The following is a 26,553-nucleotide window of genomic DNA, read 5'->3' as shown; positions in this document are numbered from 1 at the left end:
AGGTATGTTATTTGAACCGATTAATGCAATATGCGTGATAGATGAATCTACTTTTACATAAGAACGGAGAGGCTTATCCCATGTTTAACCGATTGAGGAAAAAGAAAATGTCCAATGAAGATACACCAGTCAACAACAAGCCGTCTAGTGTAAGAATGAATATGTTTTTTTTCGCTGCGTTTGTGATATTCAGTATCCTAATTTTTAGGTTGGCCTTTGTACAATTTGTCGAGGGACCTGAACTGACCTATATGGAAACCAGCCGCAATACCAAAGATATTCCGCTCGCCCCTGTTCGTGGGCCAATCTATGATGCGACAGGGGAAGTCGCGCTGGCTTATTCGGAGCCTGTACAATCCCTCTATGTGTTGTTGTATGAGGATTATAGAAATGATGACCGCAAGCAGGAGGCACAGGAACTTGCTGATGAACTGGCGGCTGTATTTAAGCAGTTTAATCCGGGGGACAAAGAACAACCAGATGCAGCAGAAATCTTAAAACGCCTGGATCTGGAATCTCAGAAGGCACATGGGTATACTCCTCGTCTGGTGAAATCGGATCTCAACATGAAGGAAATTGCTTATTTTATGGAGAAAAAGTCTGAATATCCAGGTGCTATGGTACTTGAGGAAAACGTAAGAAAGTATGATCCGGATAGGGTCGCAGTTCAGGTGATCGGATATACAAGAGAGTTCAAAGGCCAACAGGACAACTTGGATAAGTATAGAGAAATCAGCAAATCGGAAGCAACAGAACGCGACCCAGGATTGCGCTATACCCAGCAAGAAAAAGTTGGAGTTGATGGCCTTGAATTTCAATATCAGGAAGAGCTTCGTGGGCGTAGCGGCTACCAATCCATTGATATTAATTTGCGTAATTTGCCAGAGGGTACGATGCAACAGACTCCGCCGGAGAAGGGATACAGTCTGGTCTCCACAATCAATAAGGAAATTCAGATGGCAGCACAGCAGGCAATAACGGATGAATTGCGTAAACTTCCGAACGCCGTTACGGGATATGCGGTAGCCATGGAAGTGGATACAGGCAATGTAGTGGCTATGGCGAGTATGCCTGATTATGATCCGAATGACTGGGATTATGACAAGATCAAGTACGTTTATCGCAACGGAACAATGGCTTCCTTCCCGCCGGACGATTCGAAAAAACATACGGAATCCGTTGTTTTGTTGGGTTCCGTTATTAAGCCACTTAGTGTACTAATTGGATTGAAAGAGGGTCTGTTCAGTACAGGGCAAACCTACTATGACCAAGGGTATGCTACTTTAGGTAAAGATGGGAGAAAGGTTAGAAATTCACACTCGGCATTTAACGGCTCTATTACAGCGAGACGGGCTATTGAGAAATCTTCCAATGCCTTTATGATTGATATGGTGGGAAAGGGCCTCTATAACAAATATGGGGCGACCGAGGGCGTGGAAGTGTGGGACAAATACATGAAAAAGTTCGGTTTGGGCGTGTCTACAGGAGTGGATTTGCCGAAAGAGTATCTAGGTACACTAGAATACAATAGTGATAATGACGAATCAGGCTTGACGAGGTTAGCGTTTGCTTCATTTGGACAGCAAGCGAAATATACAACGCTTCAACTCGCACAATATACGACAATGCTTGCCAATAAAGGCAAACGGATCGAACCTCATTTGGTGAAGGAAATTCGTGATGCGGAGGGTAATGTAGTCAAGAAAATTAAACCAAAAGTGTTAAACGAGGTTGATTTTGCTGATGCATACTGGAATGAAGTGCACAAGGGTATGGTCACCAAAGTAAGTTCGTTTAACGGTTTCCCCTATGATTATGCGAGAAAAACAGGAACCTCGGAGCAGGGAACAGGACCGAACAAAAAGGAAAACGGAGTATTTATCGCATTTGCACCACGGGATAATCCGAAGCTGGCTATAGCGGTTGTTGTGCCCGAAGGTGGCTTTGGATCGGTCAGTGCGTCTCCGATTGCACGTAAAATTTTCGATGCTTACGATGAAGTGTATGGCCTTGATGGGACTCCAAAAGGGAAGAAAGATCAGGGGAAAGATACAGAGTAATGTGAAGAAACGCAGTAGATGTAGCTCTTTTAATATCATATCTAACAGGTTAATGAAGTGAACAAGATATGAATCTTGACAGGCAGGGGAAATTATCCCTTGCCTTTTTATTTTGCATCGGCTAAAATTTGCACAAGGGAAACATTATTAGTCTTGTATAAATTTTAATACCTTGTACAACAAAATTAGATGAGGACAATTATGTTAGGAGAGGGAAAGGGGCGGTATGAATTGTTGATGGTAAAGATGAGGAGCATTCAGAGAGGGTTGATGACACTGGCAGCTGTTGTTCTGGTTATCGTACTAACAGCATGCTCAGGTGCAGCGGAAACAGGAGGTAGTGAAGGGAAGGTGCAGGTCACAGCCACAACAGGCATGATTGCGGATGTAGCGCGTGAAGTCGGCGGGGCATATGTTGATGTGACCGGGCTGATGGGCCCAGGGGTAGATCCTCACTTGTACAAGGCTTCACAGGGAGATATTAGGAAGCTGGAGCAAGCAAAAGTTATCTTCTATAACGGATTGCATCTTGAAGGCAAAATGACAGACATCTTGGAGAAAATGTCCAAGAGCAAAATAGTAACAGCTGTCTCGGAGAACATTCCGGTGGAGGAATTGCGTTCAGGAAAAGATACAGGCGGAACGGAATACGACCCACACGTCTGGTTTGATGTTAGCCACTGGATGCATGCCACAGAGGCTGTGCGCGATACACTCGTGGAAGCAGACCCGGAACATGCAGAAGAGTACAAGGTCCAGGCAGAGCAGTATCTAACCAAACTGGAGGCATTGGATTCCGAGGTGCGGGAAAAAATCCAGGAGATTCCGGAAGCCAGCCGGGTATTGGTTACGGCGCATGATGCCTTTGGATACTTCGGCCAAGCTTATGACATGAAAGTGATGGGGCTTCAAGGAATCAGTACAGCAGCAGAATATGGTGCAAGAGATGTCAGTGCGTTGCGAGATTATCTTGTGGACAACAATATCAAAGCGGTATTTGTAGAATCCAGCGTACCAGCAAAAGCGATGGAAGCCATTATTGCTGGTGCAGCCGAAAAAGGACATACCGTAAGTATTGGTGGTGAACTGTTCTCGGATGCGATGGGTGCTGAGGGAACAGAAGAAGGAACGTATATTGGCATGATCCGCCATAACACTCAGACGATTGTAGAGGCATTAAAATGATAAACGATATGAAGAGAGGAGTGGACAGAGCATGAGCGATACAATTTTATCCGAAAAATCTCAATCACAACCAAATGCTAACCATCTGAAGGGAACACAGCCTACATCAGCTCCGCTTAGTGTTCGGGATCTGGCGGTGGCTTACCATAAAAAGCCGGTCCTCAGTGGGGTATCTTTTGACATCCCGGAAGGTCAGCTGATTGGCATCCTTGGTCCAAACGGGGCTGGGAAATCAACCTTGATCAAAGCCGTTCTGGGACTAGTGCCCAAAATGCACGGCGAAGTGAAAATTTTTGGTCAGTCCTACCGAGAACAGCGGCGCCGTATCGGCTATGTACCTCAGCGTGAATCTGTTGATTGGGATTTCCCAACCCACGCCCTCGATGTTGTCATGATGGGGCGTTATGGACATCTGGGCTGGTTCCGCCGTCCTGGCAAAAAAGAACGGGATCTGGCAGCTCACTGCCTGGAGCAAGTCGGAATGGGTGATTATATGTACCGCCAGATCAGTCAGCTTTCTGGAGGACAGCAGCAGCGTGTCTTTCTGGCAAGAGCACTGGTACAGGATGCGGAATTGTATTTCATGGATGAGCCGTTTGCAGGTGTGGATGCCACAACGGAGAAAGCTATCATTTCATTGTTGGAACAGCTAAAGAAGCAAGGGAAGACCGTACTGGTTGTTCACCATGATCTGGCGACAGTAGAGGAATATTTCGACCATGTGCTGCTGCTTAATGGACGGCTGGTTGCAGATGGACCGACGAATGAAGTATTTGTACCGGATACTTTGCAAGAGACGTACGGAGGCCGGATAGCGATGATCGGAAGCCGGTCGGAGAAAGGCCAGGTGTAGTGCATGTGGAACTGGATAGTAGCCATTTTGTCCGATCCCAATACACGCTGGATATTGCTTGGCTGCTTGTTACTCGGATTCAGTAGTGGAATTATTGGCTCTTTTACATTTTTGCGTCGTCAAAGTCTCATGGGGGATACGTTGGCTCATGCAGCTCTGCCAGGAATTTGCATCGCGTTTATGTTGACTGAAACCAAATCAGTAGGATTATTTCTGTTCGGTGCGCTTGTGGCTGGAATCATTGCGACCTTCGGCATATCGTGGATTACACGGTATTCCCGGATCAAGCAGGATGCGGCAATGGGGATTGTGCTGACTGTATTTTTCGGTATTGGTGTAGTGATGCTTACTCGGATTCAGCACGGTGCAAGCGGCAGTCAGAGTGGGCTGGATAAATATTTGTTCGGTCAGGCCGCATCCATGGTGATGACGGATGTGTATGTCATGGGCGGTGTCTGTCTTGTATTATTGATCGCTTGTCTGGCATGGTTCAAGGAATTCAAGCTGGTGAGTTTTGACCCGGGATTCGCACGGGGTATGGGACTGCCGGTTGGCATGCTGGAACAACTGATTCTGCTGTTGACCGTTATTGCGGTTGTTGCGGGGATTCAGGCGGTTGGCGTGGTGCTTGTGGCCGCTTTGCTGGTTACCCCGGCGGCAGCAGCTCGCTGCTGGACGGACTCACTCTCGCTTATGGTACTGTTGGCCGGCGTATTTGGAGCACTGAGCGGTGCGACAGGTACAATCTTCAGCACATTGGTGCCTAATCTACCGACAGGGCCAGTAACGGTACTGGCGGCGACAGTGCTATTTGCAGGTTCCGCATTGCTTGCTCCACGGCGCGGACTGTTAGCACGCCGTTTACGAAGTATGCAGGCGAAATCCGCTTACTTGAGAGAAGAACATGCCACGCTACAGACACTCTCTGCACAGCGAGCACAGCAGGAACGGGGTGAGTTGTAATGGCAACGTTTTGGATTATATTAACGGCCATCCTGGTATCCTCCGCCTGCGCTATTCTTGGCTGTTTTCTCATATTAAGGCGAATGGCTCTGGTTGGAGATGCGATCAGTCATGCGGTTCTCCCAGGTATTGCGATTGCTTTCCTGTGGAGCGGTTCACGTGATTCGTTATGGATGCTGCTTGGGGCAACCGTATTTGGATTACTGACGGTGTTCTTCATTCAAAGCTTACAGGCTGGAGGACTATCATCGGATGCTTCCATCGGAATAGTGTTTACGGCACTCTTCGCAGTGGGTGTGATTTTGATCAGTTTGAATGCCGGGCATATTGATCTGGATCTCGATTGTGTCTTGTTCGGTGAGATCGCTTATGTCCAGTGGGATACCTTAACGCTTGGAGGGACGGATGTAGGCCCAAGGGCGGTCTGGATGCTGGGCATCACCTTGCTGGTCATCCTCCTTGTAATCGGCTTGTTCTACAAACAGTTCAAGTTGTGTGCCTTTGATCCGGCGCTGGCTGCGGCCTGCGGCATTCCGGTGGTGTTGTTCCACTATCTGCTTATGGGGCTCGTTTCCATGACATCTGTGGCTTCATTTGAGAGCGTAGGATCTATTCTCGTGGTAGGCATGTTGATTGTACCTGCAGCGACGGCTTACTTACTTACGGATCGATTGGGTAAAATGATTCTGTACAGTGTGCTCGTAGGAGCAGCTTCCTCGGTTGGGGGCTACATCATGGCTTACGCGCTGGATGCTTCCATTGCAGGTTGCATGGTGGCGGTAGCAGGAATTCTGTTTGTGCTGGCCCTGTTGCTGTCTCCAAAGCATGGTATTGTCTTCCGGTATGCTCGTCGCAAATTCGCGGCACGTTAATGGATAAAAAGTAGCAGCCGCCTGCATTGCAGGCGGTTTTTTCATGGATACGGGTAAGTTTTATCTTATACCAGACTCTTACACGAATTGGAACAGACACCTGTGCCCTTGTTGCAAAGGTTCACCCGTATCGCGGGTTACTTTGTTGCAGGCCGACGATCTGTGGTAAAATGTCGTTAGCTGTGACGTCCGGAGCATCCGCCTACGCGAATGCCGGGCGATCTTTTTGTGAGAGTATGTTAGATAAGATATAAAGAGCATATAAGTTGAACTGGAGATACATTGGGAAACGGAGAGGACAGAAAAGTCCTGAAGAAGCGATTACTTGGTTTTATAAATTTTGTTTTTCCAAACAGGTATATTGGGTTTTATAAATAACAGGCGTAGTGGAGGGAACGGAATCGATCTGAAGAAGCGAAGCGTTCGCCTTTGTATCCAAATTACAACTATTAGAAAGTTGGTTCAAGAAAATTTGGATACAACAGCGATCGGAAGACGATCCGTCCCCGTAACGTTCACCCTGCAGACCCTTAGGAATACCAATGTTGTAGCTATAAAGGAAATATATAAAATCAAAGATAACAGCGATCGAAAGGTTTTCTGTCCACATAGTGTCTATATGTATATCCATGAGTTCAACTTGGAGAGAGACAACTGAGGAGGAAATACGGCATGAGTGAACTAAAATACAAATTGCTTGCATTGGATATGGATGGAACATTGCTTAACGATAATCATGAGATCACACAGGAAACCGCCAAATGGATTCAGATCGCCATTCGTCGGGGAGTGCATGTGTGCCTTTCGACGGGAAGAGCTGTTTTTCATGCGATGCCTTATGCGGTACAGCTTGGGCTGGAGACCCCGATGGTAACGGTCAATGGCAGTGAAGTCTGGAAAGCTCCGCATGATCTGCATATGCGCCATCTGATGGACCCGGCATTGATCCGCAAAATGCAGGAGATTGGCGAAAAATATAATAGCTGGTACTGGGCATACTCCGTGGAAGAGCTGTTCAACCGTGATCGCTGGACGGACAATATTGAAGGTCTGGAATGGTTGAAATTCGGATTCAATACCGAAGTAGATGAAGTCCGTCACCAGATTATGATGGAGCTGCAACAAATGGGCGGCTTGCAAATGACGAACTCCTCACCAGTTAATATTGAGATTAACCCTGCTGGTGTATCCAAAGCGAGTGGCGTAGCTGAAGTTTGCAAGCTTCTGGGCATAGAGATGTCCGAAGTGGTTGCTGTTGGAGACAGCCTGAATGATCTGGCGGTTATTGAAGCCGTGGGTCTTGGTGTTGCCATGGGCAACGCGCAGGAGCAAGTGAAGGAAGCGGCTGACCTGATCGTAGCGAGCAACAACGAAGATGGCATTGTCGAAGTCATCCGTGATCATATTTTGAAGGGGGAATAACCTTTGCTCGCAACCGTTGGCTGGATTTTAATTGTACTGCTGTTTGCGGTGGGGATGGCCGGAACGGTATATCCCATACTGCCTGGTGCTGTAGCGATTTTCTTCGCGTTTCTGGTCTATGGCTGGTTCTTCAGCTTTGTTCCGTTCGGTGTATGGTTCTGGATTATCCAGATTTTGATCGTAGTGGTGCTGTTTGTGGCTGATTATGTCGTCAGTGCCTGGGGTGTGAAGAAATTCGGCGGCTCCAAATTATCGACGACTCTCAGTACGATTGGTGTCATCATAGGCCCATTTGTTATTCCGGCATTCGGACTGGTACTGGGACCATTTATCGGTGCTTTTATCGGGGAACTGATCGGAGGGTCTTCACCAGCCAAAGCTTCCAAAGTCGGATTTGGTTCCGTGGTGGGGCTATTTACAAGCACCGTTATGAAAATTATTTTGCAAATCGTCATGATTGTTCTGTTTATTATCTGGGTGGTAAGATTCGCATAGACGTTCGGGAGCGGCTTCATCTGGATGCACGTCGGTGTGGGGGAAAGAAGGGGAATTGGCTTGTCTAAGAAGGAAACATTCATTAGAGGTACGCTCATCTTGGCGGCAGCTGCGCTAATTGCGAGGGTACTCGGATTGGTTCAACGGGTGCCGCTGGAGCATATCCTCGGCGATATCGGTAACGCATCGTTTACCATCTCCAATACGGTATATTTAATGCTGTTAACCGTAGCTACAGCGGGCATACCGAGTACACTTAGCAAAATGGTGTCGGAACGCTATGCACTGGGACGCGCAGGTGAAGCACAACAAATCTACCGTGCAGCCCTGATCTTTGCGGCTGTAGCCGGGGTAGTTATGTCTGCTTTATTATGGTTCGCAGCACCTTATTATGCGACGTACGTATCCAAAGTACCGGAATCGGTGAGCGCCATTCGGGCCTTGGCTCCGGCGCTACTGCTCTTCCCGGCCATCGCAATGATGCGTGGATATTTCCAGGGTCGCGGCAATATGACGGCAGGCGGCATTTCACAGATTGTGGAGCAGTTTGCACGTGTAGGTACAGCGATCATCGTGGCGTTTGTTATGCTGCAATGGAATTATGATGATCAAACCATTGCTGCAGGGGCTTCATTTGGGGGCGTATTCGGAAGCATTGGTGCTTTTGCTGTCATGTTGTACTTCACCTTGAAACTTCGCAAAAATGACCGTGCGGCGCAATTGAATTATGAGCGTGCGGAGCAATTGCCCATGCGGGGCATCTACAGCGATATATTCAAACTTTCGATTCCAATCGTTTTATCTTCACTCGCTGTTCCGGCGATTAACTTTATCGATTCATCGCTGGTAGTTCCACTGCTTAGCGGACGAATCGGGATGGATGAAGCGACAGGAGTTCTTGCCATTCTCGGTGCCAAGGCCCAAAGTATTGCAGGTATTCCTCCGATTCTGGCTATCGCACTGAGTCAATCACTTGTGCCAGTCATTTCGGCAGCTTTTGCACGCAAGGATGAAGTTCATCTGAAAAATCAGGTGACGCTTGCTTTGCGCATTTCGATTCTGACAGGAATGCCAATCGTTATCGCTCTGTGTGCGGCAGCGTATTCCGTTAACGGCTTACTATTTACCAGCCCAGACGGAACACCAATCATTACATTGCTGACGTTCGGTACCATTTTCCAAATTACGATGATGACCACCAACTCCATTTTGCTTGGGGTAGGTAAACCACGGATTACAATGATCAGTGTAGCTGCCGGTATCGTAGTCAAACTCGTAGCGAGTTTAATTCTGGCTCCAATCTTTGGCATTTACGGGATCATTATTGCGACCGCATTGTGTTTCCTGGTTATTACGTATCTCAATCTGCGGGTGCTTCGCAAAATTGTTGATTTCTCGATCATGGGTGATCGTTGGAAAGGATTCATCATTACCGTGCTGTGTGCAGCGGGTGTTGGTTTTGCGGCGAACTGGGCTGGGAACTCCATCTTTGATTTATTCCTGCCAACACGTGTATCATTCCTCGTTACCTGTCTGTTTGTGGGTGCGCTTGTGGTTGTCGTGTACTTGGTACTCATGGTTGTTCTACGTGTACTTCGTAAAGACGAACTGGGCAGTTACCCTCGTATTTTGCAAAAAATACTCCGTCCGCTCATGCGTCTACAACGTGGAGCCGGGCAACGTGGATAATCGATTCAACACACAATACACACTTCGTTATATTGTTTGAAATAAGTACAAGCTCTGTCTGCTTTCATAGCGGACAGGGCTTTTTTGTAATACCGAAAAAAGGTAGTCCATTATTGACTTCTAGACGTATTCCCTGGTAAGGCCTCTGTCCTTAATGAGTTAAGGTTTTGGCATCATGGGCCAATGCAGTTTTCAACATACCATACCGATGCTCATGGCTCATCTCAAACAGCCAAGGGCGGCGCGGGGCCGTGAGATGACCGAGACAATCGCGATTTTGCAGCCAATCCTGCCTTGTAATCGGTTCATACGGCGTATCACCCCATACAGCCAGCAATTCAGGACTATATAACCGTTGTCCTTCCCCTAGCCATTCTTGATCCAACAGCTCCTGACTATAGAGCTCAGCTTCTCCGTCTTCATCTTTATGTGCGGTGAACAGACCAGGCCAGTATTCAGCACGTGAGCCACGGTGGGGAACCGAACGCGCAAACTCCAATACTTGTGTGTACACTTGTTCCACTCCAAACAGCATCGCATATAAGCCTTTACCAAACATAATCCGCTCATCCAGCTTGCCAAAATGTTCAATAACCCGGCCTGCAAGACCTTTTTCCCGCCCGAGTGGAAATACGATATGGTTCAGCCCAGCCAGATTATGCAGATGGAATGCGGGTTTGGACAGCACTTGTTTTTGAAAATAAGGATGCTGCACGACACGGCTCTCGATATAGTTCTGCTCATTAATAATTAATGCCACACTAAGCAGCGAGCTGCATCGCTCCAGCCAAAATCGTTCCCAGAACGGTGTCATGAACGCCGATACATGAAAATGGGACAACAAATGAAAACAGCTCCGGCCGATCCGGCGGCTATTCATATATAACAGAAGCTGGGGATAAGCATCTTGGAAAATGAGGGCATTACATCGCTCCAGTAGTCGATACATGTGCTCACGGTCTGTTTGATTTTGCAGATTATGCATAAGGTCACTTTGAAGATCGGTAATGTGATATCCGCCGTTGCGGGATACCATATGGGCAAGCAGGGCCCAATGCAGCTCTGGATACTGTTCGTAACATTCCAGGTATGCTGCTGTGCGAGTGATGTTACTCCGGTTGTTTTCTTGCGTTAATGTCTTGATTTCTTCCAGAATGATGCAGTCCTCTTCACAGACCAGTGCACTGAGCGTATTTCGGGCAAAAGAACTCTCGTTTCCAGGCAACAGGCGCTCCACTTCAGCTTGTAAGGTAGCAGCCATGTCAGAGTCCCAAGCCATATCACGCAAGGGATGACGAAGCTGTGCAGAAGCCTGCCAAGCCGCCTGTTTGCCCCTCCACACTTCCCGGGCCGCACCTGGGATGGATCGAACCATCTGTAATATCGACCCATGTTGGGCAGGCTCGGAGGAATCCGATTTAACGGAAGTCATAACATGACCTCCTTTCTTTATAATCTGATTACGTTTTTAGTTTAGGAAGCTGTTGATGTCAGTATGCGCCGAATATTTGACTTCCACTCCGCAATTTGCTTCACTTAGAGAATAAGACAAGGTATAGAAAGGAAGATGTTGTAATGGAAAAGATTACATCGAAACCGGAATTTGATGTGGCAATCCAATCTCCGCGTTTGACTGTAGCTGTATTTAAGGCAGATTGGTGTGGTGATTGCAAGTACATCGATCCGTTTATGCCTGAAGTTGAAGAAAAGTTTGCTCGTGAGCTGAAGTTGGTTGAGGTCGACGTAGATCAGGTGGGTACAGTGAGCGAAGAGCAAAATATCCTCGGCATCCCCAGCTTTGTAGCTTACACAGATGGCCGGGAACTTGTTCGTTATGTGAACAAACTGCGCAAGTCGAGAGAAGAGATTGAGCAATTCCTGCAGCGTGCAGTTGAGGTGTATAACACGATTCATAAATAAAGCATGACAGGTTAACCATGTTAAAGGTTATAATTAAATGAACGCCATTTCTCTTGAAATAGGGAAGTGGCGTTTGTATTTTCCGAGTTTTCGGGAGAAACTAACGTTGTAATAATGTACATATTTACCGATGACCTGCGGGTCAACTTCTCGACAGACGTTAACATTTTGTCACAAAGCGCGGCGTCAATGACACATTTATCCGGTATAATGAATTTAGTTGTGAAATAAGTGTCAAAGTATCGAATCAAGCGGAGGATGTAGTTCTTCGCCATCTTAAACCAACAGCGGGTGAGAAAAAATTGAAACACTTAACCTTGTTTAAATGGTTAACCGTATTAACCTGTCTTGTCATGTTTCTGGCCACATTTGGCGGAGGCGTTGTGACCCGAACGGAATCGGGCCTCGGTTGCGGCGCAGAATGGCCTTTATGTAACGGAAAACTTGTGCCTGCACATACTGTTGCCTCACTAATTGAATTTTCCCACCGCGCCGTCAGCGCACTGGCAGGGCTTTTGTCCATAGCCTCTTTTGTAGCATTTTTGCGGTTTGGCAAATCACGCCGTGATCTGCAATTGTTTTCATTGTTAACACTGATATTTGTTATTGTCCAGGGAATCATGGGTGCTTTTGCCGTCGTATTCTCCCAATCTTCCGCAGTCATGGCACTGCATTTCGGATTTGCCTTAATTGCTTTTGCCAGCTCATTGATGATGGCGCTTGGTATTCGGCAGGAAGCTCGCCATGGTGGATTGGAACGACTGAATCGATATCCGCGAGTCAGCAAAGGGTTCCGAAATCTGGTGTGGTTTTCCACGATCTATACGTACCTCGTGGTATATACTGGAGCATTTGTGAGCCATACGGATTCTGCTGGAGGCTGTTCAGGTTTTCCGCTCTGTAACGGGCAGATTATTCCTGAGCTCTCGGGAGGCGTAGCTGTTGCTTTTGCTCACCGGGTGGCAGCTGTTTCATTAGTAATCGTCATTGCAATCCTCGGTCATTTTGCGTATCGCAAACATCCGGATAACACGGAATTAAGAGCACTTGGCGTCATTTCTGTTGTGCTGGTTTTGTTGCAAGTGGTTATTGGTTTTGGACTGATGCTCACGATGAATCGTCCGGAAGTGTATATGTTCGTGGCGCTGGCGCATATGCTTGATATTGCTATTTTGTTCGGTGTATTAACCTATATGAGTTTCCTGGTGTACAAGTTGCATCGGCCCGTTAATCGGTTCTAATATATCCGAATTATTGTAGTTCAGGGATAATCCAGTGAAGTTCACCATCCGATGATGTACATCATTGGACAGGTGAACTTTGTTTGATGTCAGGTGTGTCAGGGCACCCTATTGTAAGCAGCGGTCATACGTTTACTCTGATTCCGATTTAGTTTAATATGATGAATTATTATTAATTTGATGATCTGCAGAGTGGAAAGAGGAGGCTATATATGCTGCGAACGTTGCTGGGTGAAAAGCCGCGTAAGAACGAAGGGATACTAAAGGACGCGATGGAAGCGATGGCGGATACGCTTGAGCTATTTCAGCGACAGATGCATGTGGACCATGATCCTACCCATGATTTTCGTAAACTGTATATATGGACCCAGGGACTGATCTCTTCGCTGGATGAATTGGAACAAAGCTGTTTTGCAGCTTCCCATTTCCGTCAGAAAGTCAAAGCGGGCTCTACGGATGATATGACATTATTAGAAAAAGCGGAGTATGCCCGTTACGTCTATTTTTATAAGGATGGCTTCATCCGATGTTTTGCCATTTTGGATAAGTTAGGTACAGTGTTGAATGAAATATTTGAGCTGAATACAACCAATGTTAAAACTCATTATTCTTATTTCACCGTATTAAGACAGTTCGGATATGATAAGCTGCATTATGTTCTTGCTAACGAACTAATCCGGATCAAGGACTCTTATCGTGAGCCAATGAGCAAATTGCGCAAACGGCGAAACATGGAGATTCATTACATGAATTCCGAAATGCAGGATGATCTGTGGCAGCTGCACCAGACTTTGCAAGGGAAAGTGAAGCTGGAAGACCTGGATCAGCATCTCTTGGAACTCCGGCAGGGTGTGGATATGGTATGTGAGACGTTAAAAGCAGCGTATGGCTACATCAACGAGAAGTGGCATAAGCAGGTAATGAATCAACCGACGAACTGATTGGATAGTAATATTTGCCTTTGACAAATCGGAATACTTGGATTATACTGAGTTCCTGATCGACAGTTAGATGGAATTAACATTTATGACATTAACATTATAACTACTACTGAACTTATAAATTAAATATTTCTTATCGAGAGCGGCGGAGGGACAGGCCCGATGAAGCCCGGCAACCGATTTATAACTGCATGACAGCTGTGTCATACTTTATAGATGTTAGGTGCTAATTCCTACAAAATGGTGCAAGGCACGATTTTGGCAGATGAGAAGGTATAATCTTTCACGTGAAGAGCCCTTTTTGTTTCTGCAAAAGGGGCTCTTTTTTTGTACGATAAAGGGGAGTTTTCCTTTCATTCGGGTAAAGATACATGTAGGCAGTGGGAAGGAGCAGTAATTTTGATTGAATTAAAAGGTTTAACCAAGAAGTACGGTAAAGGCTCAAAAAGTATGACGGCCTTATCGGAACTAAATTTGAATATCCGCAAGGGTGAAATATTCGGAGTTATCGGTCATTCCGGTGCAGGCAAGAGTACATTGATCCGTTGTATCAATTTGCTCGAACGCCCCACGGCAGGCGAGGTTTGGGTTGATGGAATCAACCTAACCGATCTCAATAAGTCCGATTTGCAACAACAACGGCGTAAGATCGGCATGATTTTTCAACACTTTAATCTGTTATCCTCAGCTACGGTATATGACAATGTGGCTTTTCCTTTAAAGCTCGTTAATACGCCCAAGGCTGCAATTGATCGAAAAGTGAAGGAAATGCTCGCATTGGTTGGACTGGAGGACCACAGCAATAAATATCCGGCCCAGCTGTCAGGCGGACAGAAGCAAAGGGTAGGTATTGCGAGAGCGCTCGCGAGTGATCCGAACGTGCTGCTGTGTGATGAGGCCACATCGGCACTTGATCCCCAGACAACTGATTCGATTCTGAAGTTATTGCTGGATATCAATGAAAAGTATAATCTCACGATTGTTCTAATCACCCATGAGATGCACGTGATCCAGAATATCTGTGATCAGGTGGCGGTTATCCATCAGGGAGGCATCGTGGAGCAAGGGCCAGTGACGGAAGTATTCCTCAAGCCGCAGCATGCCATTACGCGTGACTTTATGATGCGGGACCATGAGGTGGGAATTGCATTAGAAGAGACCGCTCTGGCGAGTGCAGATGTCTCATTACAGAAGGATGGATCTTCTAAGCTTGTGAAAATATCCTTCCTGGGCAATAAAACCTATGAGGCGATTTTGTCCAGAACGGTTCGCAAAACAGGAGTGGATTTCGCCATTTTGCAAGGCACCATTTCAACGATCAAACAAGTTCCCTATGGACAGCTGACCGTTCGGTTTGAGGGGCAGTCAGATGAGATCAATCTCACCATTAAAGAATTAGTGGATCAGGGACTTGATGTGGAGGTGCTTCGTTAAATGGATTTTTCAACAGTACGTTGGGAAGAAATCGGTAAGGCTTCAATTGAAACACTGCAAATCCTCGGAGCATCGGGCCTATTCACGATAATCATTGGTTTGCCGCTAGGCGTATTGCTGTTTATGACGGCAAGGTCGACTTCGCTTCAATCTCAAGTGGTGTACACGATACTATCGTTTATTGTAAATATTCTGCGATCAGTGCCATTTATCATTTTGATTGTTGCACTCATTCCGTTTACGCGTTCACTGGTTGGCACTGCTACAGGAGTATTGGGCGTTATACCACCACTCGTCATTGCCGCAGCTCCATACTTTGCCCGGTTGGTGGAAACTACACTGCGTGAAGTGGATCGTGGCGTCATTGAAGCCGCACAGGCGATGGGAGCTTCAACCGGACAGATTGTACGGCGTGTGCTTCTGCCAGAGGCATTGCCGGGTCTGATAGCTGGTATCACCATTACAATCGTTACCTTAGTTTCCTACACGGCGATGGCGGGGATGGTTGGTGGTGGAGGTCTGGGAACATTGGCAATCAACTACGGATACTTCCGTTATCAGAATGAAATTATGATTATATCCGTTGTATTTATGATCATTCTGGTGCAAGTGCTTCAGATGGCTGGCGATCGTTTGGTTAAATGGTTCACCAGGAAATAACACATATATAGCATTTACCTGATTCGGTATCGATTTGGGGCAAAATGCAAAAAAATTTATTGGAGAAGGGGTTTTACACATGAAAAAATGGTCTTTTGCTCTACTTAGTATTATGCTGATTGCGGTTCTAGCGGCTTGCGGAAACAACAAGGATTCCGACAGCGGCGCTGATAATGCTGGAGGCGCACCGCGCACCGTAGAATTGAAAGTGGGAGCATCCCCTACACCACATGCAGAAATTTTGGAAAGCATCAAGCCTGAACTCGAAGCTGAAGGCATTCGCTTGCAAATCGTGACTTTCAATGACTATGTTCAACCGAACCAACAGCTTGAAGATAAACAACTGGATGCGAACTTTTTCCAACACCAACCTTATCTGGATACAGAGAACAAAGAACGTGGTTTCCATCTCGTTGCTGTAACACCTGTGCATGTTGAGCCATTTGCTGGCTATTCCAAAAAAATCAAATCATTGGATGAGTTGAAAGACGGCGCAAAAGTAGCCATTCCTAATGACCCATCCAACGGCGGTCGTGGACTGTTGTTGCTTGCAAAAGAAGGACTTATCACGCTGAAAGACAACACAAATATCACTTCTACGATTCAGGATATTACAGCCAATCCGAAAAATCTGAATATCATCGAGCTGGATGCAGCCATGATGCCTCGTCAACTGGATGAAGCAGACCTGGTCTTCATTAACGCCAACTACGCGCTGGAAGCCAATCTGAACCCAGAGAAGGATGCACTGCTGATTGAGGATCTTCAAGGTAACCCTTATGCAAACATCCTCGTATCCCGTGAAGATAACAAAGATGCAGATGCCATTCAAAAACTGGCTGCAGCCCTGCATTCCGAAGAGGTTAAAACATTCATCAAAGAACGTTATCAAGGTGCTGTAGAACCGGCGTTTTAAGCTGAACGATTAAGCTGAAAATATATTGTATACTCGGCTCCACTTGTTATGGAACTACTAAAGAAAGCCCTGCATTCTCTTTATGGAGAATGCAGGGCTTTTTGTTTTGTACATCATGTTAAAGAGAACGTTTTGAGGTAAGAGCACTTCGATGTAGGAATACTATAAGTGCTTTACTTATAAGCTTAACGTTTATTCGGATCAGTATCTGAATGTCCATCTGTCTGTTGGCTATCAGAGCCTGCGGACTCCTGTCCAGCAGCATGCTGTTGGTAAGCTTCCTCTGCAGGAGATAGCGAATTCTGATCTCCTGGGTCAGCATCTTTTTTGCGGCCGGTCAGCTTGCGACGAATCCATCCGAAAGCACCAACAATAGCGGCCACGATGACAAACCATCCTTTCTTAAGTAAAAGCAATAATCCAACTTTCTTAGCTACAGCTACACCAGCACCACCGAGAATCAGACTGGTCAGGCCAAGTTCTGATTTTTTGTCTACGGATGCATCAAACTCTTCATAGGTATTTCCTTTGATCACGTTGAGCTGGTTAAGCACGGAGCTTTCAAACTGTTTGCGATTTTCTTCAAAATTGGCACTATCCGTAACGAGGATAACACCGATGTATCCTTCGCGGGTGAGTACATTCACATTATAATTGACGAGTTTTTCCCGCTCTGCATCCTCAAGACCAAGAGAATAGATCAATTGATGTTTGCTGCTGTCATAGGTGGGCTCAATTTCCCATCCGGTGATAAACAATTGATTTTCGGGTGTTGTTTTCTCATTTTGATCTTCTGTACCTCTTTTATAGCTATCGAGCAGTTCATCGGCATTCAGATCGTCTTTCTCACTATCATCGACATGACCGGTATCGTTATATTCAAAGATAACATACCAGTTGGAGTTTTCGCCGGCGCCATAGATACTTCCAATTTCCGTTCCATTGGGGAAGGAGTCCGTGTCTTCCAGGAACCTTTGGGTGTTAGCTGCATCGAGATAGGAGAGATTTTCAGCTACGTTTAATGTTGCTTTGTTATCAAGGACTACGTCTGAAGGCCCATCAATCCATTGATAATCTTCGGTGGAGCTATTGCTTTCACTTTCTGCAGATGCTGTGGTCGAGAATGGAGCTTGAAATGAGGCGATAAGCAAAATTGCGAGTAGAGAGGCTAACCATCTTTTCATTTACGCTGTATTCCTTTCGAAGGTGTCATGCAATGTTGTCATTTACATGAACATATGTATTGTGTCGTTATATTCATAAGAAAATAAGGACTTATCGACATTAACACAGGCATCCAGACCAGACAAGGTAATTCTGGAGATAAAGGGTTAATTTTCCTACAAAAGACCTAATTCATTTTATTTCAGTGGTTTGAAAGATAAGTATTTAGTCCTTAATTTACACTTTTTTGCAAATGGTACAGATTGGTGGGAAACGCGAGTTGTGGGGGGATGATAAATCTTTTATACTGGATGAGTGACTGCTCTTTGAAGAGGGGGATGAACGTGAAGGGAAAGATTGCCCTCATAACGGGAAGTGCCAAAGGTCTTGGTAAAATGACGGCCCTCAGTCTGGCGGATCAGGGTTGCCATATTGCTCTGAATTACGTACATAGCCGTACGGAGGCTGAGGCGTTAAAGACTCAGATTGTAGCCAAGGGTGTGCGGTGTATTGCCGTCCAGGCCGATATTTCCAAGACAGAAGAGATCACTATGCTCGTTGCTCAGGTCGAAGAGAAACTGGGCAGCATTGATATTCTCGTGAACAACGCGGGTCCTTTTGTCCGTGAACGTCGACTGTTTGCCGAGTATTCCGAAGATGAGGTTCAGATGCTTGTGCAAGGAAATCTGCTTGGGCCGATGCTGCTGGATCAGCGTGTATTGCCGGAGATGCGGCGCAAGCAGTGGGGACGAATAATACATTTTGGCTTCAGTCATGCAGGAGAAGCGAGGTCATGGCCTCATCGGGCGGTTTATGCTGCTGCGAAAGTAGGTCTGGTTTCATTTACAAAGACACTTGCTGTAGAGGAAGCTCCCTACGGCATTACGGTTAATATGGTGTGTCCAGGTGATATTCGCGGTGCCAACAAAGAGAAAACGATTGATGAGATGGTAGGTATAACCGACGAGGAAACGCCGAGAGGACGTCCTGGAAGCGGTGAAGATATTGCGCGGGTGATTACCTATCTGTGTCTGGATCATTCCGATTTTATAACAGGTAACATTATGGATGTATCTGGAGGACTTGACCCGATTCGTCCTAACATACAGCGTGAGGATGCATAGCACAAAAAAAGAGCCCTCCGCTTCATGTGAAGCGAAAGGCTCTTGAGGTTTATTTCGTGAAGGATTGATTAGAATACTTGTACGACTTCTTCGACACCCTCAACTTCTTCGAGAAGGGCGCGTTCAATCCCGGCTTTTAAGGTAATGGTGGAGCTTGGGCAGCTGCCGCAGGCACCGACCAGTTTCAGCTTAATAATGCCGTCCTCCACGTCGACCAGTTCCACGTCACCGCCATCGCGTTGCAGGAACGGACGAAGTTTGTCAAGCACTTCAGATACCTCATCATACATGGTGCTTTGTGCGTTTTCGCTCATTTTTTTCAACTCCTTTCCTCACTATAGTATATTACAATTGGCCACAAATTAAAATGGTCAAACAAAGCAGGTGAACCTACATGAGACCGATTATTGAATTTTGTGCCAATAATATGCATTTTGGCACAGATGAAGTCATGGATCAACTGGAAGAAAATCCAGACTATGATGTGATAGAATACGGCTGCCTCAGCAACTGCGGCCAATGTTACATGACTCCATTTGCACTGGTGAATGGCGAGCTTGTCATCACCGACAAAGTGGAGGATTTATATAACGCTATATTGGCCAAAATTGCCGAAGCCGATGCCTGGGATGAGCTGGATCTCGATTAACCGAGATGACGCTTGGACATCCAGAGCACGCCGCTTTTTAGAATACGTGGCACACGTCCCATCATGGACGTTTTGCCCATCAGCCCAAATCCAGCCTTCTTGCCGAGTGCACCGAGTGTGCCACGAAGCTTGAGTGGCTGCGGATTGGGCTTTTCGCCTTTCCAGAGGGCATGCTGAATATGGGCGATTTGTTCACCCTGTACTTCGGCAGCCTGACCGCTTGGTGCATAAGGCACGCTGGCACAGTCACCTACTACATAAACATCGGTATATTCTGGAATTTGATAATATTCGTTCAGTACGACACGACCTTGTGGATCCTTGGTCACATCGAGATCTTGTACGACTTTTACGGGCTGAATGCCGGCAGTCCAGACTACCGCATCCGTCAGAATTTCTTCATCCCGGTTGAAAATGGCGTTCGGTTCAAGTCGGGAAATGGCAATATGCCCACGTGTCTCGACCTGATGTTCACCAAACCATTCATGAACATAAGCGGACAAGCGCTGCGGAAAAGCGGATAATACACGTTCACCACGGTCCAGGATGCTGATGTTCAGATCCGGTCTGCTCTCACGAAGCTCGGCAGCGATCTCGACGCCGCTCAATCCACCGCCGACGATATGCACGTTACCATAAGCTTTGACTTCGTTAAGACGAAGGTAGGTCTCCCGTGTTTTGCTAAAGCTTTGAATCGTACAGCTATATTCCTCGGCTCCCGGCGTATTGTGGAATCGGTCTGTACATCCAAGTCCAATCACGAGCTTGTCATACTCCAAAGGGTCCTGTCCTTCAAATTCAATCTGACGCTGTTCCAAGTCAATCGAAGTTACTTCTCCGTAACGATAAGTGACTTTGTCGCTGACTGGAAATTGGATACGCAGGTCATAATCGGATACGGTCCCTGCTGCGAGTGCGTAATATTCAGTTTTCAATCCTTGGAAGGGACTGCGGTCCACCAACACGATTTGTGTATCTGACGGGATCTTGCCTTCCAGAAGTTCCTTGATAATCGTGAGGCCACCGTAGCCGCCTCCGAGAATGACGAAATTTTTCATGACTCGGCTTCCTTTCTGCATCAGTCCCGTGTGAACGGGGCTGTAACCTGTGGAGCAGCTATGCAATAACATAGCTGCTCCTGTTTTTTTAATCTGGATTTGAAATGATTGAAAATGGGCATATGTTTCAGTAATCCGCACCACTCCATGCCAAACGCTCCCGAGTTGAATGAAAGTCGCTTATGGGAATGATGCTCATACTACATGCTATTCGTACACTTGAATTTCATTGTAGAACGTATCACGTTCAACCGGAATGCGTCCAGCACCCTTAATTAACCATATAAGCTCTTTGCGGGTGAGGCCTTCAGGCGTTAGTGCGCCTGCTGCATGACTAATCCGTTCGCGAACGATAGTTCCGTGTGCATCCGAAGCACCGAATCCAAGGGCGACTTGAGTCAGCTGTGGACCGATGTTGATGAAGTATGCTTTGATATGATCGATGTTATCCAGCATCAGACGGCTGATCGCAATCGTTTTGAGATCCTCGTATGCGGAGTTACGACGCATGATGCTGGCGTTTTTGCTTTTCGGCTGCATGGAGAGCGGGATAAATACCATGAATCCGTTGGTCTCATCTTGCAGTTCACGAATTTGTACCATATGGTTCACGCGATCCTCATAGGACTCAATGGATCCATAAAGCATCGTGGTATGGGTACGCATGCCCAAATGATGAGCAGTACGGTGCACTTCCAGATAACGGTCAACGTTCGCTTTGTTTACACGCATTTTTTTGCGGTATTCATCGGACAGGATCTCAGCGCCGCCACCAGTCAGTGATTTCAGACCTGCTTTTTGCAGTTCTTGCAGTACTTCCTTGATGCTTAGTCCGCTGATGCGGGTGAAGAAATCAATCTCGGCAGCCGTGTAGGCTTTCAACGTAACGTCCGGATATTTCTCGTTTAAAGCACGCAAGGAATCGACATAATATTGAAAAGGAACATGGTTGTTATGTCCGCCTACAATATGGAACTCGCGTACACCTGGGTGAATATGCTGTTCTACGTAATCGATCATTTCTTGACCGGACAACGTGTAAGAGCCATCTTCGCCCTGATCTTTGCGGAAGTTACAGAAAGCACAGTGGGCTTCGCATACGTTGGTAAAATAAAGGCTCATGTTTTCAATAAAATAAACTTTCTTGCCATTCTTACGCAGGTTGGCCTCATTGGCCAGTTGGCCCAAAGTCAGCAGATCATCCGTTTCATACAGATAAACGCCGTCTTCTACGGTCAGCCTTACGCCGTTCTGCACTTTCTCAACGATTTCAGCCATTCTTTTGTCTGTGAACGGTGTTACCAATGTAGACATTTTGTATCCTCCTATTCTTAACCGGAATCGAGTTGTGTGTAGGACTTACTTACAGAACTACATAGAAAAGATGCGGTCATCTGCCGCTTCTTATATGGACTAACTCTTATTTACCCGGTGCAGCCTATGCTGCGTACGTAAAGCTGATTTTTCATCAAAATGAGTCTTGTGACTCTATATGCATTGGGGACTGCGTACAGTCTCGAAATGTGAAAAAAATTACAACTCTATATATGACCATCGCCTGAATAAGTCATGACAAAATATCGACATTTCAAAGCGATCACCTACTCATTATAAACCTCGTGTCCCGGGGGTTCAATACACTGGGAAGAAAAAGGAGTTAAGGGGGAACGCGGAAACAGGCAAAGATGACTTGAGCCCCTTGACGGGGTGGAGTATAATTTAAAGAAGAGTTAACGAAAGGTTGTTCAAAAAGTACGCCTTTGATTACGAAGGATGCCTAGCGGCATCTCAGCGTCGAATATGGGATTCAGCCGAAATGTCCGTTGCTCACGTAGTTTTGCCTACGCTCCGCTACTCCATTTCTATCTTCATCCCATCTTCTTGGTACTGAAAAGCGCCCTTTTTGAACATGATTATATATGAAAAAGGAGAGTGACCTGGCATGATTAGCATCAGCGAAACGGCTGCAGACAGATTGAAAGAAATGCTTGAGCAGCAAGAGACACCTGGTATGTTCTTGCGTCTTGGCGTAGCACCGGGCGGTTGTACCGGATTTTCGTACGCCATGGGCTTTGACGATAAAGAGTCCGATGAGGACCTCTATATGGATATTCAGAACATGAAGGTTGTTGTAGAGAAGGAAAACCTGAAATATTTGAATGGACTGGAAATTGATTTTGAAGAATCCGGCATGTCCGGTGGTTTCACCATTCACAACCCGAACGCAGTGGCAACATGCGGCTGTGGCTCATCCTTCCGGACGAGAGAAGAAGCAGGCGTACCGGATAAAGATTGTTAATATTTGTGAATTGCGGCCTCTATAGCGGATTAGTCTTGTACTAATCACGTTATGGAGGTCTTTTTTTTTTGCGTGGTGGTTTGGTATGTATTTTGGTTGTTCATATTAAGAGGGCACCTGGACGCTTTTTTATAGAGAGGTGAAGTTGACAAGTTATGTTGTAACTAATATAGTTACATTATGAAATTTAACAGAACCTAACCAAAGGAGAGATTATGATGAAGATTGGAATTATTGGCGCGACAGGCAAAGCAGGGAATTTGATTTTGAAAGAAGCGTTGGATAGAGGGCATGAAGTGACTGCGATCGTTCGTAATGCATCCAAAGTGGAAGATATAAGTCTGAATGTACTTGAAAAAGATGTATTCGACCTCACGGCAGAGGATGCCAAATCATTCGACGTGATCGTCAATGCTTTCGGTGCTCCAGCCGGTAAAGAGAATCTGCATGTGGAAGCAGGACAAGCCTTGATTAACATTCTGAAAGAGGCGCCGAATACTCGTTTGATCGTTGTTGGTGGTGCAGGCAGTCTGTTCACAGATGAAACTCAAACCTTGCGTGTTGTAGACTCCCCTGGATTCCCTGATGCATACAAAGCAACAGCGACCAACCAGGGTAAAAACTTGCAGGATCTGCAAGCTTCTTCAGGTATCCAATGGACGTTCCTGAGCCCGGCGGGATTCTTCAATCCAGAGGGTGTACGCACAGGCAAATACCAATCGGGTAAAGATCAGATTCTGGTGAACAGTGAAGGCAACAGCTACATCAGCTATGCTGACTATGCCATCGCTTTGGTCGATGAGATCGAAAACCCGCAGCATAAGAACGAACGCTTTACGGTTGTAGGCGAAGCGAAGTAATTGATTTGAACTGAAAGAGATGAAAATGGACGCCAATCATTATAATGATTAGCGTCCATTTTTTTTTTTTTTTTGTAAAGTTGAATTCTGTAATCCTCGATGCTAGGAAGGTGTAACGTCATCTGTATTTGGATTTTCTATCAATTCTACGGACTCTGCCGACTCCATACTTTCAACACCATCTACAACCTCAACGAGTCCTACAGCCAATGTAGTGACTGCCGCAGCGGCAATTAGATTCTTGGCCCCGAGCTTAACTCTCTCCATGTCCTCGTCTTTCATGCCGACAACAACATCTTTGCCACCGTTATACACATACTTAGCTGATACCACTACGCCTATAGCTGTATTGGAAACAGCTCCTCCAATATCGGCAAGTCCGGCGTCTAAAGTTGTGTTGTCTTTTCTGATCACACCACTCGCCATATCATATGTACCGCTGGCAAGTTGTCCTACGGTTTTCCCTGTATTAATCGTAGCTTTTTCTACGCCATTACCAATTTCTTTAATGAATGGACTGCCTGTAAGTTCTCCAGCCACTCGGACAGTGCCGCCGAGTACTTTTCCGGTAACTTCTCCAGCAAACTGACCCAGTTCTTTTAAAAATCCCATATATTCCCCACCTTTGAAATAAGGTTGCACATGTGCTGTCTGAATTCTATATCTTATATTATATAAGTATATGAGCGATAAGACTATTTACGTTCAGATTCATCAAGCGTTCCTAATTAACATGAAACCAATTCAACGAATTCGATCTAACTGAGTTGAAGAAGCAAACCACCTAGCCTAGCTTAAAGCATCCAACCCAAACAACTCACTACAACTCTCAAAAAAAGGCGCTACTCCCAACGGAAGCAGCGCCTTTTCTTTTTACTACCCCAAATTTCTACTAAACACATTTTAGAATTGTCTCATAAGCGGCGTGCGTAGTGGAGGGGACGAAATCGATTCTGTAGAAGCGGTAGCGTTCGCCTTTATCCCCGGATTTTGTCCTATGAAATAGGACATTCAAAAAAATCCGGGGATAACAGCGATCAGAAGAACGATCCGTACCCGTAACGCCACCTGCCGCTCTTAAAATACTTATCCCTGTGTTTAGTCGATAAATCCTTCCAACATTACGGTCGGCAAGCCGTTAGACTGCCATGCACCTTTGCTGTAACCACCGTTGTAGCCCGGCGTTGCTTCAGGCTCCCAATAGAATACGCCTTTACCTTTGCTGTTTGGCAGGTTGCGGAATTGCGTTTTCATCGCTGCGACAAAACTTTTACCGGCTGCCGGTTGCGTATTATCCATCCCGATTTCCGATACGATAATCTCCTTACCATACCGGTTGATCAGATCCTTGGCATTGTTCACAGCATTGGTAACAGCCGTGTTCCAGCCGGAAGCGGAAGGATAGAGGGACATGGCAATCATGTCAAAGTTGGCACCGTTATCGATCAGACCACCGATATTCCATACATAGAGGGCATTATCGTCTCCGCCCGCCAAGTGAACGATTGTTTTGGTGCTGGTGCTGATGGATTTTACGGCATTATGGCCCGTATTCACCAGCCACGCATAATTTTTCATGTTGGTGGATGCTTTTCCATCTTCCCATAACATACCGTTGCTTGTTTCGTTACCGATTTGTACCCAGTCCGGGGTTACGCCTTTGCTCTGCATGGCCGTCATAACTTCACGCGTGTGATTCCATACAGCATCCATCAGCTGCTGGAACGTGTAGTTTTTCCAGGCTGCAGGTTTCGTTTGTTGACCCGGATCAGCCCAGGAATCACTGTAATGCAGCGTCAGCATGACACTCATGCCTGCATTTTTGGCACGCAGGGCCAGCGCAGCTGCACGATCTTTGTTCATGTAACCGTTACCATAATCGTTCGAAGGATTAACAAAGACACGAATACGAACGGAGTTGATCTGGTAATCATTTTTCAAAATATCAATAATATCACGCTGTACGCCGTTTTTGTCTTTCCATTTGTAGCCTTGCGCTTCCATCCCGGGCACCCAACTGATGTCGGCTCCTTTGGCGAAGCTCGGTGCAGCACTGGCATGCTGGCCTGCCGGCAGCATAATGGAGGTGAATAACAAAACAAAGACCAGAGCGATGGATGTTTTGAAACCCCTTACATTTTTGGACATTACAATATGCCTCCTCGAATATGGGTTGAGTTGCAACCTAATTATAGCGAGCATTGTTTACTCAGCTACAGGGTCCATTTCCAATATTTTGGTTGTTTTTTCAACCTCTCCCCAAAAAAGACAAAACAAAAAGCCGTCCGAAGACGGCTTTTCTACCCGTGGCGCTTTTTGAAACCTTGATCCGTATCCCGCGCCTCCACCAGAATCAGTTAATTTGAGCTAGTGGATCGGGTAAGGGACACGTTCAACATGTGATTAGATATGTTGACGCACCTCCTTTCCTTGTGCCAAGAGTATACATCACTCTTTTACGGAAAGCTAGTCTTTTTTTCATATTTACGAAAAATTTATTTTTCGGTTTGGAACATCGTGATATCCCGATCATAATGACTCTTTGTACCGTTATCGTTGCGAAATCTCACGCTGTCTTCGCTGATCTGCTCTACGATGCCGCGACCCACTTCACAATATACGCCAGCTGGATCTTCCTGCCATGCGGTTACCGTGCATTGGGATAGTGCAGCCGTGAAAAACTCTATATTTTTTTGTAACGTTCTAGGTTTATTCGATTTCATTATATACTCCTTTAACAAAAACAAT

The 26,553-nt window shown here is 46.1% G+C and carries 26 protein-coding genes and 1 riboswitch; of the genes, 18 read left to right on the top strand and 8 right to left on the bottom strand.

The genetic code is table 11. The annotated features are described in order from the left end of the window. Positions 1-80: 80 nt before the first annotated feature. The 8 genes from A6049_RS18745 (at position 81) to A6049_RS18710 (ending at position 9,539) form a co-directional block, all read left to right on the top strand. Complete coding sequence (locus A6049_RS18745) at positions 81-2,060, top strand: peptidoglycan D,D-transpeptidase FtsI family protein (RefSeq protein WP_090954697.1); 1,980 nt, start codon at positions 81-83, stop codon at positions 2,058-2,060. A 201-nt stretch (positions 2,061-2,261) separates the two neighbouring features. Beyond that, on the top strand, positions 2,262-3,245 hold the full coding sequence (locus A6049_RS18740; RefSeq protein ID WP_063566129.1) for a metal ABC transporter solute-binding protein, Zn/Mn family: 984 nt from the start codon (positions 2,262-2,264) through the stop codon (positions 3,243-3,245). Positions 3,246-3,276: 31 nt separating this feature from the next. Beyond that, positions 3,277-4,098 carry a metal ABC transporter ATP-binding protein gene (locus A6049_RS18735; RefSeq protein ID WP_240321484.1) on the top strand — a complete coding sequence of 274 codons (822 nt, stop codon included), beginning with the start codon at positions 3,277-3,279 and terminating at the stop codon, positions 4,096-4,098. A 3-nt stretch (positions 4,099-4,101) separates the two neighbouring features. Next, a complete protein-coding gene (locus A6049_RS18730; protein WP_063566128.1) occupies positions 4,102-5,061 on the top strand; it encodes a metal ABC transporter permease in 960 nt (319 codons plus the stop codon). Next, entirely contained in the window at positions 5,061-5,933 is an 873-nt protein-coding gene (locus A6049_RS18725) for a metal ABC transporter permease (RefSeq protein WP_063566127.1), read from the top strand. The genes A6049_RS18730 and A6049_RS18725 overlap by 1 nt, the downstream gene beginning before the upstream one ends. A gap of 672 nt (positions 5,934-6,605) precedes the next feature. Then, positions 6,606-7,355, top strand: coding sequence for a Cof-type HAD-IIB family hydrolase (locus A6049_RS18720; protein WP_063566126.1), 750 nt, complete (start codon positions 6,606-6,608; stop codon positions 7,353-7,355). Positions 7,356-7,409: 54 nt separating this feature from the next. Beyond that, positions 7,410-7,850, top strand: coding sequence for a DUF456 domain-containing protein (locus A6049_RS18715; protein WP_063566179.1), 441 nt, complete (start codon positions 7,410-7,412; stop codon positions 7,848-7,850). 60 nt (positions 7,851-7,910) lie between these two features. Continuing rightward, positions 7,911-9,539, top strand: a complete 1,629-nt coding sequence (locus A6049_RS18710; RefSeq protein WP_063566125.1) for a putative polysaccharide biosynthesis protein — start codon at positions 7,911-7,913, stop codon at positions 9,537-9,539. A gap of 151 nt (positions 9,540-9,690) precedes the next feature. Here A6049_RS18710 and A6049_RS18705 read toward each other — a convergent pair whose 3' ends face one another. After that, positions 9,691-10,971 (bottom strand): DUF2515 family protein, encoded by a 1,281-nt coding sequence (locus A6049_RS18705; protein ID WP_063566124.1) that lies wholly within the window; start codon positions 10,969-10,971, stop codon positions 9,691-9,693. Between the two features lie 143 nt (positions 10,972-11,114). On the opposite strand from A6049_RS18705, the gene A6049_RS18700 reads away from it, so the two are divergent. The 6 genes from A6049_RS18700 (at position 11,115) to A6049_RS18675 (ending at position 16,651) form a co-directional block, all read left to right on the top strand. After that, positions 11,115-11,459 (top strand): thioredoxin family protein, encoded by a 345-nt coding sequence (locus A6049_RS18700; RefSeq protein WP_063566123.1) that lies wholly within the window; start codon positions 11,115-11,117, stop codon positions 11,457-11,459. 302 nt (positions 11,460-11,761) lie between these two features. Further along, complete coding sequence (locus tag A6049_RS18695; RefSeq protein ID WP_063566122.1) at positions 11,762-12,700, top strand: COX15/CtaA family protein; 939 nt, start codon at positions 11,762-11,764, stop codon at positions 12,698-12,700. A 212-nt stretch (positions 12,701-12,912) separates the two neighbouring features. After that, the gene (locus A6049_RS18690; RefSeq protein ID WP_063566121.1) at positions 12,913-13,641 is read left to right on the top strand and encodes a Cthe_2314 family HEPN domain-containing protein; all 729 of its coding nucleotides are present in this window, start codon (positions 12,913-12,915) and stop codon (positions 13,639-13,641) included. A 130-nt stretch (positions 13,642-13,771) separates the two neighbouring features. Next, a riboswitch (SAM riboswitch) is annotated at positions 13,772-13,913 on the top strand. A gap of 127 nt (positions 13,914-14,040) precedes the next feature. Next, positions 14,041-15,075, top strand: a complete 1,035-nt coding sequence (locus A6049_RS18685) for a methionine ABC transporter ATP-binding protein (protein ID WP_063566120.1) — start codon at positions 14,041-14,043, stop codon at positions 15,073-15,075. Continuing rightward, entirely contained in the window at positions 15,076-15,735 is a 660-nt protein-coding gene (locus A6049_RS18680) for a methionine ABC transporter permease (protein WP_063566119.1), read from the top strand. A 79-nt stretch (positions 15,736-15,814) separates the two neighbouring features. Then, on the top strand, positions 15,815-16,651 hold the full coding sequence (locus tag A6049_RS18675; protein WP_053783256.1) for a MetQ/NlpA family ABC transporter substrate-binding protein: 837 nt from the start codon (positions 15,815-15,817) through the stop codon (positions 16,649-16,651). Between the two features lie 185 nt (positions 16,652-16,836). Here the strand turns inward: A6049_RS18675 and A6049_RS18670 are convergent, their stop codons facing one another. Continuing rightward, a complete protein-coding gene (locus tag A6049_RS18670; RefSeq protein ID WP_063566118.1) occupies positions 16,837-17,835 on the bottom strand; it encodes a DUF2167 domain-containing protein in 999 nt (332 codons plus the stop codon). A gap of 324 nt (positions 17,836-18,159) precedes the next feature. Here A6049_RS18670 and A6049_RS18665 point away from each other — a divergent pair, with 324 nt between their 5' ends. Further along, positions 18,160-18,939: an SDR family oxidoreductase gene (locus tag A6049_RS18665; protein ID WP_063566117.1), complete on the top strand. Its 780-nt coding sequence runs from the start codon at positions 18,160-18,162 to the stop codon at positions 18,937-18,939. 68 nt (positions 18,940-19,007) lie between these two features. On the opposite strand, the gene A6049_RS18660 is transcribed toward A6049_RS18665, so the two are convergent. Next, positions 19,008-19,253, bottom strand: coding sequence for a NifU family protein (locus tag A6049_RS18660; RefSeq protein WP_024632664.1), 246 nt, complete (start codon positions 19,251-19,253; stop codon positions 19,008-19,010). An 80-nt stretch (positions 19,254-19,333) separates the two neighbouring features. On the opposite strand from A6049_RS18660, the gene A6049_RS18655 reads away from it, so the two are divergent. Then, positions 19,334-19,588, top strand: coding sequence for a YuzB family protein (locus A6049_RS18655; RefSeq protein WP_063566116.1), 255 nt, complete (start codon positions 19,334-19,336; stop codon positions 19,586-19,588). Here A6049_RS18655 and A6049_RS18650 read toward each other — a convergent pair. Both A6049_RS18650 and mqnE read right to left on the bottom strand, forming a co-directional pair. Further along, positions 19,585-20,646, bottom strand: coding sequence for an NAD(P)/FAD-dependent oxidoreductase (locus A6049_RS18650; protein ID WP_063566178.1), 1,062 nt, complete (start codon positions 20,644-20,646; stop codon positions 19,585-19,587). The genes A6049_RS18655 and A6049_RS18650 overlap by 4 nt on opposite strands. A gap of 207 nt (positions 20,647-20,853) precedes the next feature. Further along, the gene (gene mqnE, locus A6049_RS18645) at positions 20,854-21,960 is read right to left on the bottom strand and encodes an aminofutalosine synthase MqnE (protein WP_063566115.1); all 1,107 of its coding nucleotides are present in this window, start codon (positions 21,958-21,960) and stop codon (positions 20,854-20,856) included. A 628-nt stretch (positions 21,961-22,588) separates the two neighbouring features. Between mqnE and A6049_RS18640 the strand changes: the two genes are divergently transcribed. Continuing rightward, positions 22,589-22,945 (top strand): HesB/IscA family protein, encoded by a 357-nt coding sequence (locus tag A6049_RS18640; RefSeq protein ID WP_063566114.1) that lies wholly within the window; start codon positions 22,589-22,591, stop codon positions 22,943-22,945. 218 nt (positions 22,946-23,163) lie between these two features. After that, on the top strand, positions 23,164-23,805 hold the full coding sequence (locus A6049_RS18635; RefSeq protein WP_063566113.1) for an NAD(P)-dependent oxidoreductase: 642 nt from the start codon (positions 23,164-23,166) through the stop codon (positions 23,803-23,805). 102 nt (positions 23,806-23,907) lie between these two features. Here A6049_RS18635 and A6049_RS18630 read toward each other — a convergent pair whose 3' ends face one another. From A6049_RS18630 to A6049_RS18620, 3 genes are all read right to left on the bottom strand, one after another. Next, positions 23,908-24,417, bottom strand: coding sequence for a hypothetical protein (locus A6049_RS18630; RefSeq protein WP_063566112.1), 510 nt, complete (start codon positions 24,415-24,417; stop codon positions 23,908-23,910). Between the two features lie 486 nt (positions 24,418-24,903). Further along, entirely contained in the window at positions 24,904-25,884 is a 981-nt protein-coding gene (locus A6049_RS18625; RefSeq protein WP_231952713.1) for a glycoside hydrolase family 53 protein, read from the bottom strand. 416 nt (positions 25,885-26,300) lie between these two features. After that, the gene (locus tag A6049_RS18620; RefSeq protein WP_063566176.1) at positions 26,301-26,528 is read right to left on the bottom strand and encodes a hypothetical protein; all 228 of its coding nucleotides are present in this window, start codon (positions 26,526-26,528) and stop codon (positions 26,301-26,303) included. Positions 26,529-26,553 lie beyond the last annotated feature (25 nt).

The organism is Paenibacillus sp. O199 (assembly GCF_001636635.1).
Taxonomy (GTDB): domain Bacteria; phylum Bacillota; class Bacilli; order Paenibacillales; family Paenibacillaceae; genus Paenibacillus; species Paenibacillus marchantiae.
The sequence above is the reverse complement of the archived record's forward strand: the minus strand, read 5'-3'. Positions and strand labels throughout refer to the sequence as shown.

Excerpts from the sequence above, each read along its gene's own strand:
- A6049_RS18700 (WP_063566123.1), top strand. The coding sequence starts at position 11,115 with ATGGAAAAGATTACATCGAAACCGGAATTTGATGTGGCAATCCAATCT.
- A6049_RS18720 (WP_063566126.1), top strand. The coding sequence starts at position 6,606 with ATGAGTGAACTAAAATACAAATTGCTTGCATTGGATATGGATGGAACA.
- A6049_RS18725 (WP_063566127.1), top strand. The coding sequence starts at position 5,061 with ATGGCAACGTTTTGGATTATATTAACGGCCATCCTGGTATCCTCCGCC.
- A6049_RS18670 (WP_063566118.1), bottom strand. The coding sequence starts at position 17,835 with ATGAAAAGATGGTTAGCCTCTCTACTCGCAATTTTGCTTATCGCCTCA.
- mqnE (WP_063566115.1), bottom strand. The coding sequence starts at position 21,960 with ATGTCTACATTGGTAACACCGTTCACAGACAAAAGAATGGCTGAAATC.
- A6049_RS18625 (WP_231952713.1), bottom strand. The coding sequence starts at position 25,884 with ATGCTGCCGGCAGGCCAGCATGCCAGTGCTGCACCGAGCTTCGCCAAA.
- A6049_RS18655 (WP_063566116.1), top strand. The coding sequence starts at position 19,334 with ATGAGACCGATTATTGAATTTTGTGCCAATAATATGCATTTTGGCACA.
- A6049_RS18730 (WP_063566128.1), top strand. The coding sequence starts at position 4,102 with ATGTGGAACTGGATAGTAGCCATTTTGTCCGATCCCAATACACGCTGG.
- A6049_RS18690 (WP_063566121.1), top strand. The coding sequence starts at position 12,913 with ATGCTGCGAACGTTGCTGGGTGAAAAGCCGCGTAAGAACGAAGGGATA.
- A6049_RS18705 (WP_063566124.1), bottom strand. The coding sequence starts at position 10,971 with ATGACTTCCGTTAAATCGGATTCCTCCGAGCCTGCCCAACATGGGTCG.
- A6049_RS18650 (WP_063566178.1), bottom strand. The coding sequence starts at position 20,646 with ATGAAAAATTTCGTCATTCTCGGAGGCGGCTACGGTGGCCTCACGATT.
- A6049_RS18735 (WP_240321484.1), top strand. The coding sequence starts at position 3,277 with ATGAGCGATACAATTTTATCCGAAAAATCTCAATCACAACCAAATGCT.
- A6049_RS18635 (WP_063566113.1), top strand. The coding sequence starts at position 23,164 with ATGAAGATTGGAATTATTGGCGCGACAGGCAAAGCAGGGAATTTGATT.
- A6049_RS18640 (WP_063566114.1), top strand. The coding sequence starts at position 22,589 with ATGATTAGCATCAGCGAAACGGCTGCAGACAGATTGAAAGAAATGCTT.
- A6049_RS18620 (WP_063566176.1), bottom strand. The coding sequence starts at position 26,528 with ATGAAATCGAATAAACCTAGAACGTTACAAAAAAATATAGAGTTTTTC.
- A6049_RS18675 (WP_053783256.1), top strand. The coding sequence starts at position 15,815 with ATGAAAAAATGGTCTTTTGCTCTACTTAGTATTATGCTGATTGCGGTT.
- A6049_RS18745 (WP_090954697.1), top strand. The coding sequence starts at position 81 with ATGTTTAACCGATTGAGGAAAAAGAAAATGTCCAATGAAGATACACCA.
- A6049_RS18740 (WP_063566129.1), top strand. The coding sequence starts at position 2,262 with ATGTTAGGAGAGGGAAAGGGGCGGTATGAATTGTTGATGGTAAAGATG.
- A6049_RS18630 (WP_063566112.1), bottom strand. The coding sequence starts at position 24,417 with ATGGGATTTTTAAAAGAACTGGGTCAGTTTGCTGGAGAAGTTACCGGA.
- A6049_RS18660 (WP_024632664.1), bottom strand. The coding sequence starts at position 19,253 with ATGAGCGAAAACGCACAAAGCACCATGTATGATGAGGTATCTGAAGTG.
- A6049_RS18680 (WP_063566119.1), top strand. The coding sequence starts at position 15,076 with ATGGATTTTTCAACAGTACGTTGGGAAGAAATCGGTAAGGCTTCAATT.
- A6049_RS18715 (WP_063566179.1), top strand. The coding sequence starts at position 7,410 with ATGGCCGGAACGGTATATCCCATACTGCCTGGTGCTGTAGCGATTTTC.